The sequence below is a fragment of the Pseudomonas sp. PvP100 genome (genome assembly GCF_017833055.1).
GTDB lineage: Bacteria > Pseudomonadota > Gammaproteobacteria > Pseudomonadales > Pseudomonadaceae > Aquipseudomonas > Aquipseudomonas syringae.
Genome location: NZ_JAFIBO010000001.1, coordinates 1176494 through 1192163 on the forward strand (window position 1 = coordinate 1176494; position 15670 = coordinate 1192163).

General features: G+C 59.8%; 12 protein-coding genes. 9 read left to right on the plus strand and 3 right to left on the minus strand.

Annotated elements, in window-relative coordinates:
- Nucleotides 1-171: 171 nt before the first annotated feature.
- Nucleotides 172-507 carry a hypothetical protein gene (locus tag JOE39_RS05205; RefSeq protein ID WP_010410534.1) on the minus strand — a complete coding sequence of 112 codons (336 nt, stop codon included), beginning with the start codon at nucleotides 505-507 and terminating at the stop codon, nucleotides 172-174.
- A 322-nt stretch (nucleotides 508-829) separates the two neighbouring features.
- On the opposite strand from JOE39_RS05205, the gene sfnG reads away from it, so the two are divergent.
- Both sfnG and JOE39_RS05215 read left to right on the plus strand, forming a co-directional pair.
- The gene (gene sfnG / locus JOE39_RS05210) at nucleotides 830-1930 is read left to right on the plus strand and encodes a dimethylsulfone monooxygenase SfnG (protein WP_003423982.1); all 1101 of its coding nucleotides are present in this window, start codon (nucleotides 830-832) and stop codon (nucleotides 1928-1930) included.
- Between the two features lie 320 nt (nucleotides 1931-2250).
- A complete protein-coding gene (locus JOE39_RS05215; protein WP_004404095.1) occupies nucleotides 2251-3843 on the plus strand; it encodes a sensor domain-containing diguanylate cyclase in 1593 nt (530 codons plus the stop codon).
- A 24-nt stretch (nucleotides 3844-3867) separates the two neighbouring features.
- Here the strand turns inward: JOE39_RS05215 and JOE39_RS05220 are convergent, their stop codons facing one another.
- A complete protein-coding gene (locus JOE39_RS05220) occupies nucleotides 3868-7008 on the minus strand; it encodes an efflux RND transporter permease subunit (RefSeq protein ID WP_057445373.1) in 3141 nt (1046 codons plus the stop codon).
- A gap of 33 nt (nucleotides 7009-7041) precedes the next feature.
- Nucleotides 7042-8202 carry an efflux RND transporter periplasmic adaptor subunit gene (locus JOE39_RS05225; protein ID WP_210078655.1) on the minus strand — a complete coding sequence of 387 codons (1161 nt, stop codon included), beginning with the start codon at nucleotides 8200-8202 and terminating at the stop codon, nucleotides 7042-7044.
- Nucleotides 8203-8380: 178 nt separating this feature from the next.
- Here JOE39_RS05225 and JOE39_RS05230 point away from each other — a divergent pair, with 178 nt between their 5' ends.
- The 7 genes from JOE39_RS05230 to JOE39_RS05260 all read left to right on the plus strand — a co-directional run bounded on the left by JOE39_RS05230 (nucleotide 8381) and on the right by JOE39_RS05260 (nucleotide 15328).
- Nucleotides 8381-8932 (plus strand): LacI family DNA-binding transcriptional regulator, encoded by a 552-nt coding sequence (locus JOE39_RS05230; protein WP_003317850.1) that lies wholly within the window; start codon nucleotides 8381-8383, stop codon nucleotides 8930-8932.
- A gap of 174 nt (nucleotides 8933-9106) precedes the next feature.
- A complete protein-coding gene (locus tag JOE39_RS05235) occupies nucleotides 9107-9712 on the plus strand; it encodes an SCO family protein (RefSeq protein WP_003424002.1) in 606 nt (201 codons plus the stop codon).
- Complete coding sequence (locus tag JOE39_RS05240) at nucleotides 9706-10200, plus strand: copper chaperone PCu(A)C (RefSeq protein ID WP_010410565.1); 495 nt, start codon at nucleotides 9706-9708, stop codon at nucleotides 10198-10200. The genes JOE39_RS05235 and JOE39_RS05240 overlap by 7 nt, the downstream gene beginning before the upstream one ends.
- A 350-nt stretch (nucleotides 10201-10550) precedes the next feature.
- On the plus strand, nucleotides 10551-11384 hold the full coding sequence (locus JOE39_RS05245; RefSeq protein ID WP_210077736.1) for an energy transducer TonB: 834 nt from the start codon (nucleotides 10551-10553) through the stop codon (nucleotides 11382-11384).
- 128 nt (nucleotides 11385-11512) lie between these two features.
- The gene (locus tag JOE39_RS05250) at nucleotides 11513-12241 is read left to right on the plus strand and encodes a MotA/TolQ/ExbB proton channel family protein (protein ID WP_010410572.1); all 729 of its coding nucleotides are present in this window, start codon (nucleotides 11513-11515) and stop codon (nucleotides 12239-12241) included.
- 1 nt (nucleotide 12242) lies between these two features.
- Nucleotides 12243-12644 (plus strand): biopolymer transporter ExbD, encoded by a 402-nt coding sequence (locus tag JOE39_RS05255; RefSeq protein ID WP_003317853.1) that lies wholly within the window; start codon nucleotides 12243-12245, stop codon nucleotides 12642-12644.
- 281 nt (nucleotides 12645-12925) lie between these two features.
- On the plus strand, nucleotides 12926-15328 hold the full coding sequence (locus JOE39_RS05260; protein ID WP_122219801.1) for a TonB-dependent receptor: 2403 nt from the start codon (nucleotides 12926-12928) through the stop codon (nucleotides 15326-15328).
- Nucleotides 15329-15670 lie beyond the last annotated feature (342 nt).

The following is a 15670-nucleotide window of genomic DNA, read 5'->3' on the forward strand; positions in this document are numbered from 1 at the left end:
GCGTGATGAGTTATTGTTGTCTGATGGTATACCGTAATACTTTCGGTGCAAGTGTTTTTTGCGGCGCTGTTTTTCGCTGCAAAACGCAACAGCAGAAACGAAAAAAGCGCCTCAAAGGAGGCGCTTTCGGATGTTGCGGATTCAGCCGGGGCAGGCCCGATCAGCTCGGGATCAACTGCAGGCTTCGGATTCAATGTACTCAGCCGTGGAGTCGCGAATCACCGGACCCATGCCACTCACGGCCTTTGCCTGCTCCATGATTTCCAGTGTGGAACCGGTGCCGACCAGGTTCACCGTGTGGTTGGCGCAGTTATAGACCCGCTTGGAGTAGATCACCCCAAGCATCCCTTCACGCCGCGTGATCACCACCCGCTCCTTTGCGTTGCCGCTTTTCTCTACCAGTGCGTGCTGACCGGTTCGATCATGGGGGATGGATATGCTTTTGCCTTCAGCATGCGCCGACAGGGCAGGGATCATCAGGGCCAGAAAAAAGGCATGCAATTTCATCGGTGCTCCTGCGGATGAATGCGGGTTCGTTGGATCCAAAATTTACTACTGCAACGCGATTCTGGATAGCCGGAAGAGCTGCCTCTCGTCGGCTTGTTTTCAACAAATCACATCCTGCGCCAGGCCAAATATCCCGTGGAACTGTTGCTCAGGCAACAGTCGTTCCACAGCCTGGCGTGGCACGGACAGTTGACGCTGCACGCCAGCTGTTGCAACACCTTGATCTGTCTGTCTTTTATTGGATGGCATGGTTGCTGCTCTGTGGATGTGCAGGCCCTTGTGCTTAATGCGCTCGGGAAGCTTGCAGCCAGAGGAGTACCGTATGAGCCAATCGTCCATAAAATTTGCGTACTGGGTCCCCAACGTCAGTGGTGGGCTGGTAGTCAGCAAGATCGAACAGCGCACCAGTTGGACCATCGACTACAACCGCAAACTGGCGCAGATCGCCGAGCAGTCCGGTTTCGACTATGCGCTGACGCAAATCCGCTTTACCGCCGGCTATGGTGCCGAATTCCAGCATGAATCCGTAGCTTTCAGCCACGCACTGTTGGCTGCGACCGAAAAGCTCAAGGTCATCGCCGCGATATTGCCCGGGCCATGGACTCCGTCGGTAGCCGCCAAACAACTGGCGACCATTGACCAGCTCACGGCCGGGCGCGTGGCAGTCAATATCGTCAGCGGCTGGTTCAAGGGCGAGTTTCAGGCCATCGGTGAGCCCTGGCTGGAGCATGACGAACGTTATCGGCGCTCCGAGGAGTTCATTCGCGCGCTCAAGGGGATCTGGACTACCGACAACTTCACCTTCAAGGGTGATTTCTATCGCTTCCACGATTACACCCTCAAACCCAAGCCGATCCAGCGTCCTCACCCGGAGATCTTTCAGGGCGGCAGCTCTCGGGCTGCACGTGATATGGCGGCGCGGGTGTCGGACTGGTATTTCACCAACGGCAATACTGTCGAAGGTATCAAGGCGCAGGTCGATGACATTCGAGCCAAGGCAGCCGCGAACGGGCATTCGGTGAAGATCGGCGTGAACGCTTTCATCATTGCCAGGGATACCGAAGAGGAGGCGCGTGCCGTGCTGGCCGAAATCGTCGACAAGGCTGACCCGGAAGCCGTCAACGCCTTTGGTGATGCCGCGAAACAGGCTGGCCAGTCGAGTCCGGAAGGCGAGGGCAACTGGGCCAAATCCACCTTTCAGGATCTGGTGCAGTACAACGACGGCTTCAAGACCAACCTGATCGGCACACCCCGACAGATTGCCGAGCGCATCGTGGAGCTCAAGTCCGTTGGCGTAGACCTGGTCCTTTCAGCGTTCCTGCATTTCCAGGAAGAAGTCGCCTATTTCGGTCAGCACGTGTTGCCTCTGGTACGCGAGCTGGAAGCCGCTGCGCAACGCACGCCTGTCGCCGAGACGGCTTGACCTCAGGCCACTGTCGATAACCCGCCTTGCCCCTGTAAGCCAGTCGCATTTACAGCCCGTCATAAAATCAGGCGCCACTGTGATCCAGTGTGCGCCTGTGTCCGTATGTTCAACCCCGATCAACCCATATACAGTTGCACGTGGCATTATGATGCCACTCGCTGGCATGCTTTTATCGATGCCAGGCCTTCCAGGTATGGCCGAGCACTTGCCGACAATGGCATTTGATAGCGAAAGGATTGTCGATGGCCCCTGAGCAATCAGGTCCGGTTTTCAGAAAAACCAGATGCACTGGTTCTCACCTGTTGTGGAGGCAAGTTTTGAAACGCGACCTTCGGCTTGCGTCATGGCTGATCTTCGTAGTGTGCGCCTGCGTGGTGATGTTGATGGCCTGGCAAGCATGGACCGCACGCCGCAACACTCTGGAAAACATCCAGACCAGCACGATCAATCTGGCTGGAGCGCTGAGTACCTACACGGATGGCATTTTCAAGCAAAGCGAGCTGATGCTGATCGGCCTGACGGAGCGTGTCGAAAAGGACGGCGCCGGGCCTGAACAGATCGAGCGTCTGAGGTGGGTCATTGCGCGTGAAATGGGCGCGTTGCCGCAGATCGATACCGTGTCGCTGTACAACGCCGACGGGATTTGCATCTTCTCGAGCAATCCCAAAGTCATAGGCATCAACAGTGGGCAGCGCCAGTTCTTTCAGCACCACTTGCAGATGCCTGACAAAGCCCCTTACATCGGCCCGACGATTCGCAGCCGCGCCTCCGGCGAATGGGTCATATCGGTCAGCAGACGCATCAATAATCCCGATGCGAGTTTTGCCGGACTGATGGTTGTGACCATCGGCGTCGATCATCTGTTGAAGTTCTATTCGGATATCAAGGTTGGCCGAACCGGCATCATCAGTCTGACGTCGACGACCGGACAGCTGCGGGTACGCTATCCCCATCTGGAGCAGGAAATCGGTCGCGATCTGTCATCGACGCCCATTTTTACGTCGAAACGCGGCCAAGTGTCCGGCACCGCTCAGTTCGTTTCCAGGATTGACGGTGTTCCGCGTTTTTATGCGTTCAAACGCAGTGATGTCTACCCGATCGTCACCGTGGTTGCGCTGGGTCAGAAAGAAGCCATGCTCGACTGGCTGGGCCAGACCAGGCAGTCCATTCTGGTCATGCTGGTGCTGCTCGGCCTGGTGATCGGACTCGGCGTTCGTCTGATCGGGCATATCCACAGCCGCATACGTGCAGAAGACCAGCTGCTCGATTCCCAGGCAGCCCTGATCCAGCTGAACCAGCACCTGGAGTTGATCGCCTCTGAAGACAAACTGACCGGGCTGGCCAATCGCAGACGTTTCGATCAGTTTCTGGAAGTCGAATTCAAACGCGCCAGACGCGAGCGCAGTCTGCTGTCGTTGATTCTGATCGATGCCGATCATTTCAAACGCTACAACGATCATTACGGTCATCTGGCCGGTGATGAATGCCTGATTGCGCTGGCTCGAGTGGTCGAGCAGTTCATTCGCCGTCCCAGTGACGTCGCCGCCCGCTATGGTGGTGAAGAGATCGCGGTGGTGTTGCCCGGTACTGATGAGTCGAACGCTCGCCAGGTGGCCGAGAAGATCCTTCAGGCAATCCGTGACGAGCAGATCGAACATCCTGCCAGCCCGTTTGGCATCGTGACGATCAGCCTGGGTGTCGCGACATTCGTCGGCACGGATCGTCAGCTCGATCAGCGAGGCCTGATCGAGCTTGCTGACCGCGCGTTGTATGCCGCCAAATCGCAGGGTCGCAACCGGGTGAATGTGGCGTCGGAAAACGCGACCGGCACATTGCCGGCCTGGACCCGCGTCAAGGCCTCGGCGGATGCGCGAGCCGACACGGAGCCAAGGTCGGGCCAGCGCGATTGATGCCCGTCGGCCGCCTCTTGGCTATCACTTCTCAGACAGTTGCTGATCGTCGGCAATCTGTTGCGCATGCGGTTTGCGGCGCAGCGCGGACAACACCCAGACGAAGAATATCGGCACCAGTACCACGCCCAGCAACGTTGCACTGAGCATGCCGCCGATAACACCTGTACCGATGGCGCGCTGGCTCGCAGCCCCCGCGCCGGTGGCGAGGGTCAGCGGCACCACGCCGAGGATGAAGGCCAGCGAGGTCATGACAATCGGCCGAAAGCGCAGCCGCGCAGCCTGAAGTGCCGCGTCGCGCAGTGAATGGCCCTGATCCCACAGCTCCTTGGCGAACTCGACGATGAGAATCGCGTTTTTCGCCGCCAGCCCGATGATGGTGATCAGGCCAACTTTGAAATACACATCGTTGGGCATGCCGACGGCCGTCACGGCCAGCACGGAACCCAGCGCGCCGACGGGTACGATCAGCATCACCACCAGCGGGATCGCCCAGCTCTCATAGAGCGCGACCAGCAGCAGGAACACCACCAGCAGTGCCAGGCCGAACAGTCCGACCGCCTGGCCGCTGGCGAGTCTTTCCTGATAGGAGAGGCCGGTCCATTCGTAACCGATGCCTTGCGGCAGCTCGGAAACGATCCGTTCGATTTCAGCCATGGCCTCGCCGGTACTGACCCCCGGCGCTGCGTCGCCGGAAATCCTGAACGCGGGGTAGCCGTTGTAGCGTGCGATCTGCACCGGGCCTTGTTCCCAGTGTGTCGAAACGAAGGCACCCAACGGCACCAGCGTGCCGCTGCTGTTGGGCACGTAGAGTTTGAGCACGCTTTCCGGGGTCATTCGCGAACTCTGCTCGGCCTGCACGACCACGCGCTGTTGACGTCCGGCATTGGCGAAGTCACTGATCACCGAGGAACCGAAGGCGGTGGACAGGGCGTTGCTGATCGACTCGAAACTCACCCCAAGCGCACGGGCTTTTTCGCGGTCGATGTTCAGGCGCAATTGCGGCGCTTCGGCCAGGCCTTCCATCATCGCGTAGAGAATCTTCGGGTTGCCGTTGGCCTCGCCGAGCAGCTTGTCGCGTGCCGCCAGCAAGGCTTCACGGCCCAGGCCTGCGCGGTCCTGCAGACGCAGCGAGAAGCCGCCCGAGGTGCCCAGGCCGTCGATAGGCGGTGGCGTCACTGCCATCACCGTGCCGTCGCCGAGCCCGGCAAAATGCTGGTTGAACGCCGCCGCTTCTTCAGCCGCCGACTGGCCCTTGCCGCGCTCCGACCAGTCCTTCAGGGTCGGGAACGCAAGACCCGCGTTTTCACCCATGCCCGAGAAGCTGAACCCCAGCAGCATGGTCACCGCGCCAGTGGCTTCGCGGGACAGCATGTAGTTCTCAAGCAATTGCGCGGTGAGGTCGGTACGCGAACGGGTGGCACCGGGAGGCAGCTGCACGTCGATGATCAGATAGCCCTGGTCTTCCACGGGCACAAAGGACTCCGGCAGACGCAGGTAGAAAAAGCCCAGCAGACCGACGATACCCAGGTACAGCAGCATGTAGCGGCCGGCGCGCTTGATCATGCTGAAGCTGACCCGCTCGTAACGGTCGGTGAACGTGCCGAACAGGCGATTGAAACCACCGAAGAACCCCCGCTTTTCATGGTGCCCGGCCGGGATCGGCTTGAGCAGCGTGGCACACAGCGCGGGGGTGAACGTCAGGGCCAGGAAACCCGAAAACAGAATCGACACGGCCAGCGACAGCGAGAACTGCTGGTAGATGACCCCGACCGAGCCGCCCATGAACGCCAGTGGCAGAAACACGGCGGCCAGGACCAGCGTGATGCCGAAAATCGCCCCGGAAACCTGCTGCATCGCCTTGACCGTGGCGGCGGCGGGAGAGAGGCCTTCTTCAGCCATGATCCGCTCGACGTTTTCCACCACCACAATGGCGTCGTCGACCAGAATACCAATGGCCAGCACCATGCCGAACATGGTCATCATGTTCACCGAGAAGCCCATCAGGTACATGATCGCCAGTGTCCCTGCCAGGCACACCGGGACCACGATGGTCGGGATCAGCGTGTAACGGATGTTCTGCAGAAACAGGAACATCACCAGAAACACCAGCACCATGGCTTCAACGAGGGTGTAGATCACCTTGTCGATCGCCACGTCAACGAAGCGCGAGGTGTCGTACGGTATCGAAAACCCGACGCCTTCCGGGAAATTGACCGACAGCTCGGTGAGCCGCTGCTCGACGGCTCTGGCCGTCTGGATCGCGTTGGCACCCGGCGACAGCTGAACGGCACCGGCGACGGCCCGTTGCCCGTTCAGGCGTGATTCGAAGCTGTAATCCTGGCTGCCGACCGCCACCCGCGCCACATCGGACAGGTGCACCGCAGAGCCGTCCTCGTTGGCACGCAGAACGATGCGCCCGAACTCTTCCGGGTTGTCCAAAGTGCCCTTGACCGCCAGGGTGGCGGTCAACTCCTGCAATGACGAGCCCGGGCTGCTGCCGAAACTGCCTGCTGGAACCTGCACGTTCTGCGCCCGGATGGCGGCATTCACGTCGTCGATGGACAAGCCGAAACCCACCAGCTTCTGCGGATCGATCCATACCCGCATCGCGGCTTCGGCAGCGAAGAATTGCAGTCTGCCGACACCGTTCACCCGGCTTATTTCGTTATTGACGTTGCGTGCCGCGTAGTCGGCCAACGCGACGGTATCCTTGTTGGCCGCGCCGTCCTTGTAGTTCAGTGTGTAGATCAACAGAAAACCGGAGCTGGCCTGTTCGACCTGCAGGCCTTGGCTGAGTACCGTCTGCGGCAAGCGTGCTTCGGCTTTCTTGATACGGTTCTGTACCTCGACCTGAGCCAGGTCCGGGTTGGTGCCCGGCACGAACGTCACGTTGATTTCCGCGCTGCCGGTCGAGTTGCTGGTCGACTCGTAATACAGCATCCCCTTGGCACCGTTGAGCTCGTCCTCGATAACGCTGGTCACCGAATCGACCAGCACTTTCGCGGATGCGCCGGGGTAGGTTGCGGTGATGGTGATCTGCGGTGGCGCCACGTCCGGGTACTGCGCCACAGGCAAAGACGGCAGAGCCATCAACCCGGCGAGCAAGATGAACAGGGCGAGTACCCAGGCGAAGTTAGGGCGCTTGATAAAAAAGAGAGACATGGACAGTGATCCTCGGTCGCGCTGAAGGCGGCTTTATTGCGCCTTGGGCTGCGGCTGGGCGGAGGGCGATTTGCGGGCGACCTTGTCACCGGCGCTGAGCCCGGTCATGTTGCCGACAATGACCTGTTCGCCTGCCTTCAGGCCTTCAGTGATCTGCCAGCGCGAATCCTGCATCGCCCCGGTTTTTACCGGACGCGCTTCGACCGTGCCGTCCTGGGCAATCACCAGCACGCGGGCTGCACCGTCACCGGAGCGCTGAACGGCGCGCTGCGGAACAAGAATGGCGTTGCTGTCAACGCGTTGCGGTGTGCGTACCCGCACGTACATGCCGGGCAGCAGCACGGCCTTGGGATTGGCAAAGCGCGCACGCAACGACACCTGGCCGGTAGTCCGGTCTACTGCGACATCGGTAAACAGCAGGGTGCCAGTGCTCGTGTAATCGGTGCCGTCGACACTCAGTGACAACGCGTCTTCGCCGCCCTTGGGCAAGCGGCCTTCCTGTATCGCGGCGCGCATCTGCAAGGCGTCGGCGGCCGGCTGGGTAAAGTCGGCGTAGACCGGGTCGAGTTGTTGAATGGTTGCCAGCAGCGTGGTTTCGCCCTGACCGACCAGCGCGCCCTCGGTGACCATAGCGCGGCCAATGCGGCCTGAAATCGGCGCCTTGACGGTGGCATAGCTCAGGTTCAGCCTGGCTGTTTCAACATCGGCCTCGGCCGAACGCTTCGCTGCAACAGCGTTTTGCAGCGCGGAGCGGGCCGTGTCGAAGGTCTGGCGACTCACCGCTTCAATTTCCACCAGCGACTCATAGCGCTTGACCGTGGCCTGAGTCTCGAACAGCGTGGCCTGAGTCCGTGCCAGATCTCCCTGCGCCTTGGACAGCGCGGCCTTGAATGGCGCCGGATCGATCTGGAACAGCACTGCGCCGGCTTTCACGTCGGCGCCTTCCTCGAAGTTGCGGCTCAGCACGATACCGGCCACCCGGGCGCGAACCTGCGCCACACGCACCGGTTCGATACGGCCGGGCAATTCGTCAACGAGCGTGAACGATTCGGCGCTGACGATAATGGCTTCCACCTCTTTGGGCGCTTTCGATGCAGCGTGATCCTGCTGCTGTTTCTGCTCGCACCCGGCCAGACCCAACGCTGCCAGCAGGGCTACTGCAGGCAAGACACGCCAATCGCTGAAACTACTCATCATTCACCCGGCCGCAGCCATCAGATGCTAAAGCCGCGAATGATCCACTCTGAAAGGCGATGAGTCAATATTGACTCACATGAGGCTTTAGTGACTAATTGTGTATAGGCTTTGAGAACGCGGTAAGGTTTCTGCACAATGCGCCGCCCGCCACTTATACGAGTTGAAGACGTACCCAATGGAATTACCTGCTGACGACAAATTTCTGAAGGCTCTGGCCGTTGCGCTGGTCGACCATTCCAACGGTACGCTCAAGGATATTGCTCAGGCGGCTGGTGTCAGCAAGGCGACGCTCAACCGCTTCTGCGGTACTCGCGCCAATCTCGTGGAACTGCTGCTCAATCACGCCTCGGACCTGATGAACCAGATGGTTGCCGACGCGGATCTGCAGCATGCTCCGCCGCTGGAAGCACTTCAGCGGCTGGTCGATAACCACCTCATGCACCGCGAAATGCTGGTCTTTCTGGTATTTCAGTGGCGCCCGGATTCGCTCGACGAAAGCAGCGGGGGGCGCCGCTGGTTGCCTTACTCTGACGCCCTGGATGCATTTTTCCTGCGCGGTCAGCGTGAAGGTCTGTTCCGGATCGACGTCGGTGCCGCCGTCCTTACCGAAATGTTCGCAGCGCTGCTCTCCGGGATGGTCGACGCCGAACGCCGCGGCCGTGTGGCACGCGTCGGCATGGGCGCATTGGTGACCCAGTTTTTCCTGCAGGGCGCGGCGGCACGATAAGCCAGCCTGTGCTGTTTTGTCGCATGACCTATTGCAGCCCATGAGCGCGACGTTTGCGCGTCTGCTCATGCCTTGATACAGGATTGGCGGTATTCCCCATGGTCCTTGAGTGGTAAATTCGCCGCCTTTGAATTTGTCTGAACCCACGCGCCTTATCCTCAGGGGACGCAAGACATGACGCAACATCTGACACGCCGCGAGGTGGTCGCAGGTCTCTCGTTGTTGAGCCTTGGTCTGCTGACCGGCTGCGGCAGCTCCAATGCGTTGCCGTTCAAGCACGGCAAGGACATGAGCAACGAGATTGTCGGCCGCAACTTCCGGCTCAAGGACTCGCAAGGCAACGTCAAGACGCTGTCGAGTTTTCGCGGCCTCATGCCGATGATCTTCTTCGGTTTCACCCAGTGCCCGGCCATCTGCCCCACCGCGCTGGCGCGAGCTGCACAGATCAGGAAGCTGATGGGCGAGGAGGGCAAGACGCTGCAGGTGGTGTTCATTACCCTGGACCCGGAGCGCGATACGCCCGAAGTGATCGACGCCTATGTGAAGGCCTTCGATCCGACCTTCGTTGCACTGTCCGGCACGCTTGAAGAAACGGCGGCAACGGCGAAGGAGTTCGGCGTATTCTTCGAGAAGGTCCCACTGGGTGACACCTACACGATCTCGCACACCGCCACCAGTTACGTCTACGACACCCGCGGTGTATTGCGCCTGGGGTTGTCGCACAGGCTGTCCGCCCAACAATGCACCGAAGATCTGCTCACTTTGATGGAAGTATGCTGATGACCGTTCTGATTCGTAACGTCGCAAAACCGCTGTTGCTGACCCTTTCGCTGTTGGGCCTGAGCGCTCAGGCCCTGGCCGAAACACACGTCGACGACGCCTGGGTGCGTGCCACCGTGCCGGGCCAGTCAGCCACGGGCGCGTTCATGCGCATCACTGCGGACACGGACAGCAAGCTGGTCGACGTTGCTTCACCTGTTGCGAAAACCGTGCAGATCCATGAGATGAGCATGAAAGGCGATGTGATGAGCATGCAGCGCGTCAACTCGGTCGACCTGCCGGCTGGCAAACCGGTGATGCTCGATTCCGACGGCTACCACGTGATGTTCATGGGCCTGTCCGCCCAGGTCAAAGAGGGCGACCAGGTGCCTCTGACCCTGACCGTGGAAGACGCCAAGGGCGCGAAGCAATCGATCCAGGTCACCGCAGTCGCCAAGTCACTGACCAGCGACGAGCACAGCAGCCACGGCGATCACAGCGGCCATTGAGGCTTGCAGCATCGGACGCTGGGCACTCATCGTTATAAACCGGTCTTGTGGGAGCGAGCTTGCTCGCAAAGAGGCCGGCACAGCCTACATGACGCCTATCGTTCCTCACGCTCCAGCGTGGGAATGCCTTTCGTGACGCTCCGCGTCACAACTCTGTGCCTCACTGCACGTTCAAAAGCGAACGCGGAACGTCCGCCTCCTATATGCATTTAGGATCTAACCGGCGAACCAAATATTCTTTTCAGGAACAAAGCTCTTTCGGCGATGATTGCCTCGCCACATCGGCCTAAGGAAGGTGACTGATACCAACAGAACCTGGATTTTTATCATGAAAATGCAGGAGTGTATCAATGGGCAATGTCCAGACCGCAGCCAGTGCACATGACGTGCCTTGGCGCCAGACGCCGAGTGGCGACCTGGTCGATCTGGGGCGTCCTTTCCGTGCGCCGCTGGCGTTATCGCGGTTGCAAAGCACCCCCAAGCCGATTCTCGGACGGCGCGAAGCCATTTTGCTCGGTGCGCTGGCGCTGGTGTTCCATGGCGCAATTATTTACTGGCTGAGCCAGAACCCGACGCCGGCGTTGCCGGTTGTGCCACCTGAAATCCCGCCGATGACCATCGAGTTTTCCCAGCCTGCGCCACCGGTTGTGGAAACACCGCCGCCACCGCCCGAGCCTGTCGTGCAACCGGTGGTCGAGCCGCCACCTGCTGTCGAGGACGAACTGGCCGTCAAACCGCCGCCGCCCAAACCGATTCCAAAGCCCAAGCCACAGCCGCCCAAACCGGTGGTCAAGCCGGTCGTGAAACCCGTGGCCAAACCGGTTGAACAGCCCCCCACACCTCCCGTATCGACAGCTCCTGTCGCCGCGCCTGCGCCACCCGCGCCGCCCACACCAAAGCCAGTGACTCCGGCCTCGGCCAGCGCGGGTTACCTGCGCAACCCGGCTCCGGAATACCCATCGCTGGCCATGCGTCGCGGCTGGGAAGGCACTGTGCTGTTGCGCGTGCATGTATTGGCCAGCGGCAAGCCCGGCGAGATTCAAATACAGAAGAGCAGTGGCCGCGAGCAGCTTGATGACGCCGCGCTTGCTGCGGTGAAACGCTGGAGTTTCGTTCCGGCCAAGCAGGGCGATGTAGCCCAGGATGGCTGGGTCAGCGTGCCCATTGATTTCAAGATCAACTGAGGCTTCAAGATCAAAACGTTTCACGATCAAACCCGGCTATTCGATTGACCTGGCGAGCTACCTGAACCAAAGGCGCATCGCGACACACTCCATGCCTTGTTCAGACTTTGTTCAGAGAGAGCTGCGCCATGAATCTACTTGCTTCGCCTTTTGAATCCATCGAACACGCGGTCATCTGGCTGCTGGTGCTTTTTTCCGTCGCGACCTGGGGCCTGGCCTTGCTCAAGGGCGTGCAGTTTTCGCGTCTGAAGTCTCAGGATCGCAAGTTCCACAAGCGGTTCTGGGCGACATCGAGTCTGGATTCGGCCGCGCAACTGGCCCAGGAGCAACCGGGCGCTGCCGCTCGTGTCGCCCTGGCCGGTTACGCCGCCATTCAGGTGCCGGATGGCGCGCAGGCCAATGACCTCAGTCAGTCCATCAACCATCAGGACCGCCTTGAGCGCGCATTACGTCAGCAGATCGTTCGCGAGCGCCGCTCGCTGGAAACCGGTCTGGCCATCCTCGCCAGCATCGGCAGCACTTCGCCTTTCATCGGTCTGTTCGGTACGGTCTGGGGCATCATGTCGGCCCTCAAGGGCATCAGTGCGGCCGGTTCTGCGAGCCTGGAAACGGTGGCCGGGCCGATCGGCGCGGCGCTTGTGGCTACCGGTGTCGGTATTGCCGTCGCAGTGCCCGCAGTGCTGGTTTACAACTACTTCCTGCGACGCCTGAAACTGACCGCTGCCGATCTGGATGACTTTGCCCATGACTTCTATAGCCTGGCGCAGAAGAGCGCCTTCCGTGTGCTGCTGCATCCGGTATTGAAGTCCGGCACTGCGGGCGCCCACGCCGGGCAGAACGTGAAGGAGGCCTCCTGAGATGGCTTTTTCTACTCAAGATACCGATGAAGTGCTGAGCGAGATCAACGTCACGCCGCTGGTAGACGTAATGCTGGTGCTGCTGGTGGTGTTCATCGTTACCGCGCCGCTGTTGACCAACTCGATCCCGATCAACCTGCCCAAGACCGAATCGGTCGCGCCAGTGGAGCAGAAAGACCCATTGGTGGTGAGCATCGACGGGCAGGGCAAGCTGTTCATCAACAAGGACGAAATCCAGCCGGGCTTGCTGGAAAGCAGCCTGAAGGCGGCCAAGGACAAGACCCCTGACGTGCGCGTGCAATTGCAGGCGGACAATGGCGTCAACTACGGAGAAGTCGCGCGCGCCATGGCTTCCATCGAACGTGCCGGGATTACCAAATTGTCCGTGATCACTGCCAAGTAGCAGATTTATACCACCTACAGCTTCAACGGTTTTGGGCCGCATCCTCAGGCAGGTGCGGCCTTTTTTTGTCTGCATCGCAAGCATTTTTCAGTACGGACACAAATGCAGATGCTTGTTCGTTATTGGTATTTAAATATTTAAATCAATGTCATTAAGCTATATCGCATCGGGCTACCGGAACATCAATCAGACACCGTAATGATCGCCACCGTCCGCCGCACGGATCGCTCGTTGTAACCAGAACAAAGTTTCTGGATCAGGGATTTTCAAGGGGTAGTGGTATGGGGAATTTCAAACGCAGCGTATTGGCCACGGCGATTTTTTCAGCCAATTTGCTGAGCGTCGCGGGTATCAGTGCAAGCGCTTTTGCCGCCGAAGCGACAGATGAACAAGCTAATCAGGGTGCGTCCACTCTGGGTACAGTGATCGTGACCGGCACCCGTGCGCAGGAGCGTACCGCCAGCGCCTCGCTGTCGCCTGTCGATGTGATCTCCGGTGACAGCCTGCGCAGTTCCGGCTCCAGCGAGTTGGGCGCCGTGCTGGCTCGTCTGATTCCTTCGATCAATTTCCCTCGGCCGAGCCTGGTGGACGGTGCGGAGCTGACACGTCCGGCGCAACTGCGTGGCCTCTCGCCGGATCAGGTGCTGGTGCTGGTCAACGGCAAGCGCCGGCATACATCCGCCTTCGTCAATCTGGGCGGGGCGGTCGGACGTGGTTCGGCACCTGCCGACCTGAATGCCATTCCGCTGTCGGCCATCGACCATATCGAAGTCCTGCGCGACGGTGCGTCGGCACGTTATGGGTCCGATGCCATCGCCGGGGTGATCAACATCATTCTCAAGAGCGCCGACCATGGCGGGTCGATTTCCAGCCAGTACGGCCAATACAAGAAGGGCGACGGCATTCAGCGCCAAGTATCGGGCAATACCGGTTTTGCCCTGGGCGACAACGGCACGTTCAACCTGTCCGGTGAGGGTGCCAACAATGACTACACCAACCGTGCCGGTGACGACTTGCGAGCGTCCAGTGTCGGGTCCACCACTTACGGTCAGCAGGTGTTTCGCCAGGGCGAGCCACAGACACACGAGGGCAAGCTGCAGTACAACGCCGAATACAGCTTCAGCGATGCGGCGGAGTTCTACAGCTTTGGGGGCTACAGCAAACGGCGTGGTGAAACCGCCGCTTTCTATCGGCCGAGCAATGCTTCGAATAACATTGCGGCGATTTATCCAAACGGCTATCTGCCACTGATCAACGGCACGCTCGAAGACACCTCGCTGGTCGCTGGCCTGCGCGGTGAACTGGCGTATGACTGGCACTACGACGTGTCCGCCAACTATGGCAAAAACTCTTATGAGCTGCGCACCAAAACCATTAACACCTCATTGGGGCTGAACACGCCGCGCTCGTTTTACAACGGCACGCTGACCAATGATCAGAGGCAACTGAGCCTCGACCTGTCCAGAGAATTCAATGCAGCGTGGCTGCCTTATCCGGTATCGGTTGCGTTTGGCGCGGAGTACCTGCGGCAGGGCTATCAGATCGAGGCAGGGCAGCCAGAGTCGTATTTCCAGACCGGCAGTTCCGGGTTGGGCGGTTTCCGCGCGGCGGATGCAGGCAGTTACTCGCGACACAACTTCGCACAGTATCTGGACCTGGAAACCAATCTGACCGAGAAGCTCGGTGTGTCGGCTGCCGTCCGCCACGAGGACTACAGCGATTTCGGTTCCAATGTCAGCGGCTCGCTTTCGGCGCGCTACGATTTCACTCCGCAGGTGGCCTTGCGAGGCAGCGTATCGACAGGCTTCCGCGCGCCTTCACTGGCGCAGCAGAACTTTACTTTCACGTCGTCGCAGCTGATTGGCAACACCATCCAGGAAGCGGGCACGTTTCCGGCCGGCAGTAACGTTGCACAACTGTTGGGTGCCGAAGACCTCAAGCCGGAAAAGTCCCGCAACTACAGCCTGGGCCTGGTACTCCAGCCGCTGGACAGCCTGACCGTGACTGCCGACGTCTATCGCATCGACATTCAGGACCGTATCTCGCTGTCCTCCAATCTGGTGCTCAATAACACCGCCATCAATTACCTGCGCAGCAATGGCGTAGGCGATATCAACTACACCAGTGCCCGTTATTTCACCAACGCCACGGACACCAGCACCGATGGCGTCGATCTGGTCGCCAATTACCGCTACCAGTTCGACAACGGTGTGCGCTGGAACAGCACGGTGGGTTACAACTACAACCACACCAAAGTCACCGACGTGAAGGCCAACCCGGCGATTCTCGATCAGTTGGGAGTGAACCTGGTGCGGGTAGACCGCAGGGAGCGCATCGGTTTGCTGGGCGACACCACGCCGCAACACAAACTGACGCTGGGCAATGACCTGACGTTTGGCAATTGGGCGCTGCACTCCAATCTGGTCCGCTACGGCGAGTTCACCAGCTATCAGGCCGACAAGGTCAACGATCAGACCTTCAGCGCCGCCTGGCTGCTGGACCTGGCGGTCGACTACAAACTCAAGAGCTGGGTCTTCACCCTGGGCGGCGACAACGTCACCGACAAATACCCGGAGAAGCTCAACGACTTCTCCTCCAGCGGCGGCAACCTGGCCTACAGCACATTCTCGCCCTACGGGTACAGCGGCGCTTATTACTACGGCAAGGTGACGTATAACTGGTAGCGCGATTTGCCGCTGACTGTCGTTCCAATACGTTGCGTTTGCATAAAGCTCGTGACGCTGCAACACGACGCTATGCCTTGCTCCTGGGCACTGCACATAAACGAAAGCGCTTTTTTGGCGCAATGGCACTGACAACGCAAATTGCGACGTAAGTGACGGCTGAGTCCTGGCGCTGATCCGGGGGATGCTCGGCAGGACGCCGAGCAAGCCGCACCGGGCCATGGATGGCCCGTTGCGGCGACCCCCGGATCAGTGTCAGGGCGAAGGAACCCGACGAAGTCGGGCCGGAAACGGAGCCAGGGGCTTTGGTCACTTTGGCCCGATCAAAGTGACTCGCCGAGG

Excerpts from the sequence above, each read along its gene's own strand:
- JOE39_RS05205 (WP_010410534.1), bottom strand. The coding sequence starts at position 507 with ATGAAATTGCATGCCTTTTTTCTGGCCCTGATGATCCCTGCCCTGTCG.
- sfnG (WP_003423982.1), top strand. The coding sequence starts at position 830 with ATGAGCCAATCGTCCATAAAATTTGCGTACTGGGTCCCCAACGTCAGT.
- JOE39_RS05220 (WP_057445373.1), bottom strand. The coding sequence starts at position 7,008 with ATGTCTCTCTTTTTTATCAAGCGCCCTAACTTCGCCTGGGTACTCGCC.
- JOE39_RS05225 (WP_210078655.1), bottom strand. The coding sequence starts at position 8,202 with ATGAGTAGTTTCAGCGATTGGCGTGTCTTGCCTGCAGTAGCCCTGCTG.
- JOE39_RS05230 (WP_003317850.1), top strand. The coding sequence starts at position 8,381 with ATGGAATTACCTGCTGACGACAAATTTCTGAAGGCTCTGGCCGTTGCG.
- JOE39_RS05235 (WP_003424002.1), top strand. The coding sequence starts at position 9,107 with ATGACGCAACATCTGACACGCCGCGAGGTGGTCGCAGGTCTCTCGTTG.
- JOE39_RS05240 (WP_010410565.1), top strand. The coding sequence starts at position 9,706 with ATGCTGATGACCGTTCTGATTCGTAACGTCGCAAAACCGCTGTTGCTG.
- JOE39_RS05245 (WP_210077736.1), top strand. The coding sequence starts at position 10,551 with ATGGGCAATGTCCAGACCGCAGCCAGTGCACATGACGTGCCTTGGCGC.
- JOE39_RS05250 (WP_010410572.1), top strand. The coding sequence starts at position 11,513 with ATGAATCTACTTGCTTCGCCTTTTGAATCCATCGAACACGCGGTCATC.
- JOE39_RS05255 (WP_003317853.1), top strand. The coding sequence starts at position 12,243 with ATGGCTTTTTCTACTCAAGATACCGATGAAGTGCTGAGCGAGATCAAC.
- JOE39_RS05260 (WP_122219801.1), top strand. The coding sequence starts at position 12,926 with ATGGGGAATTTCAAACGCAGCGTATTGGCCACGGCGATTTTTTCAGCC.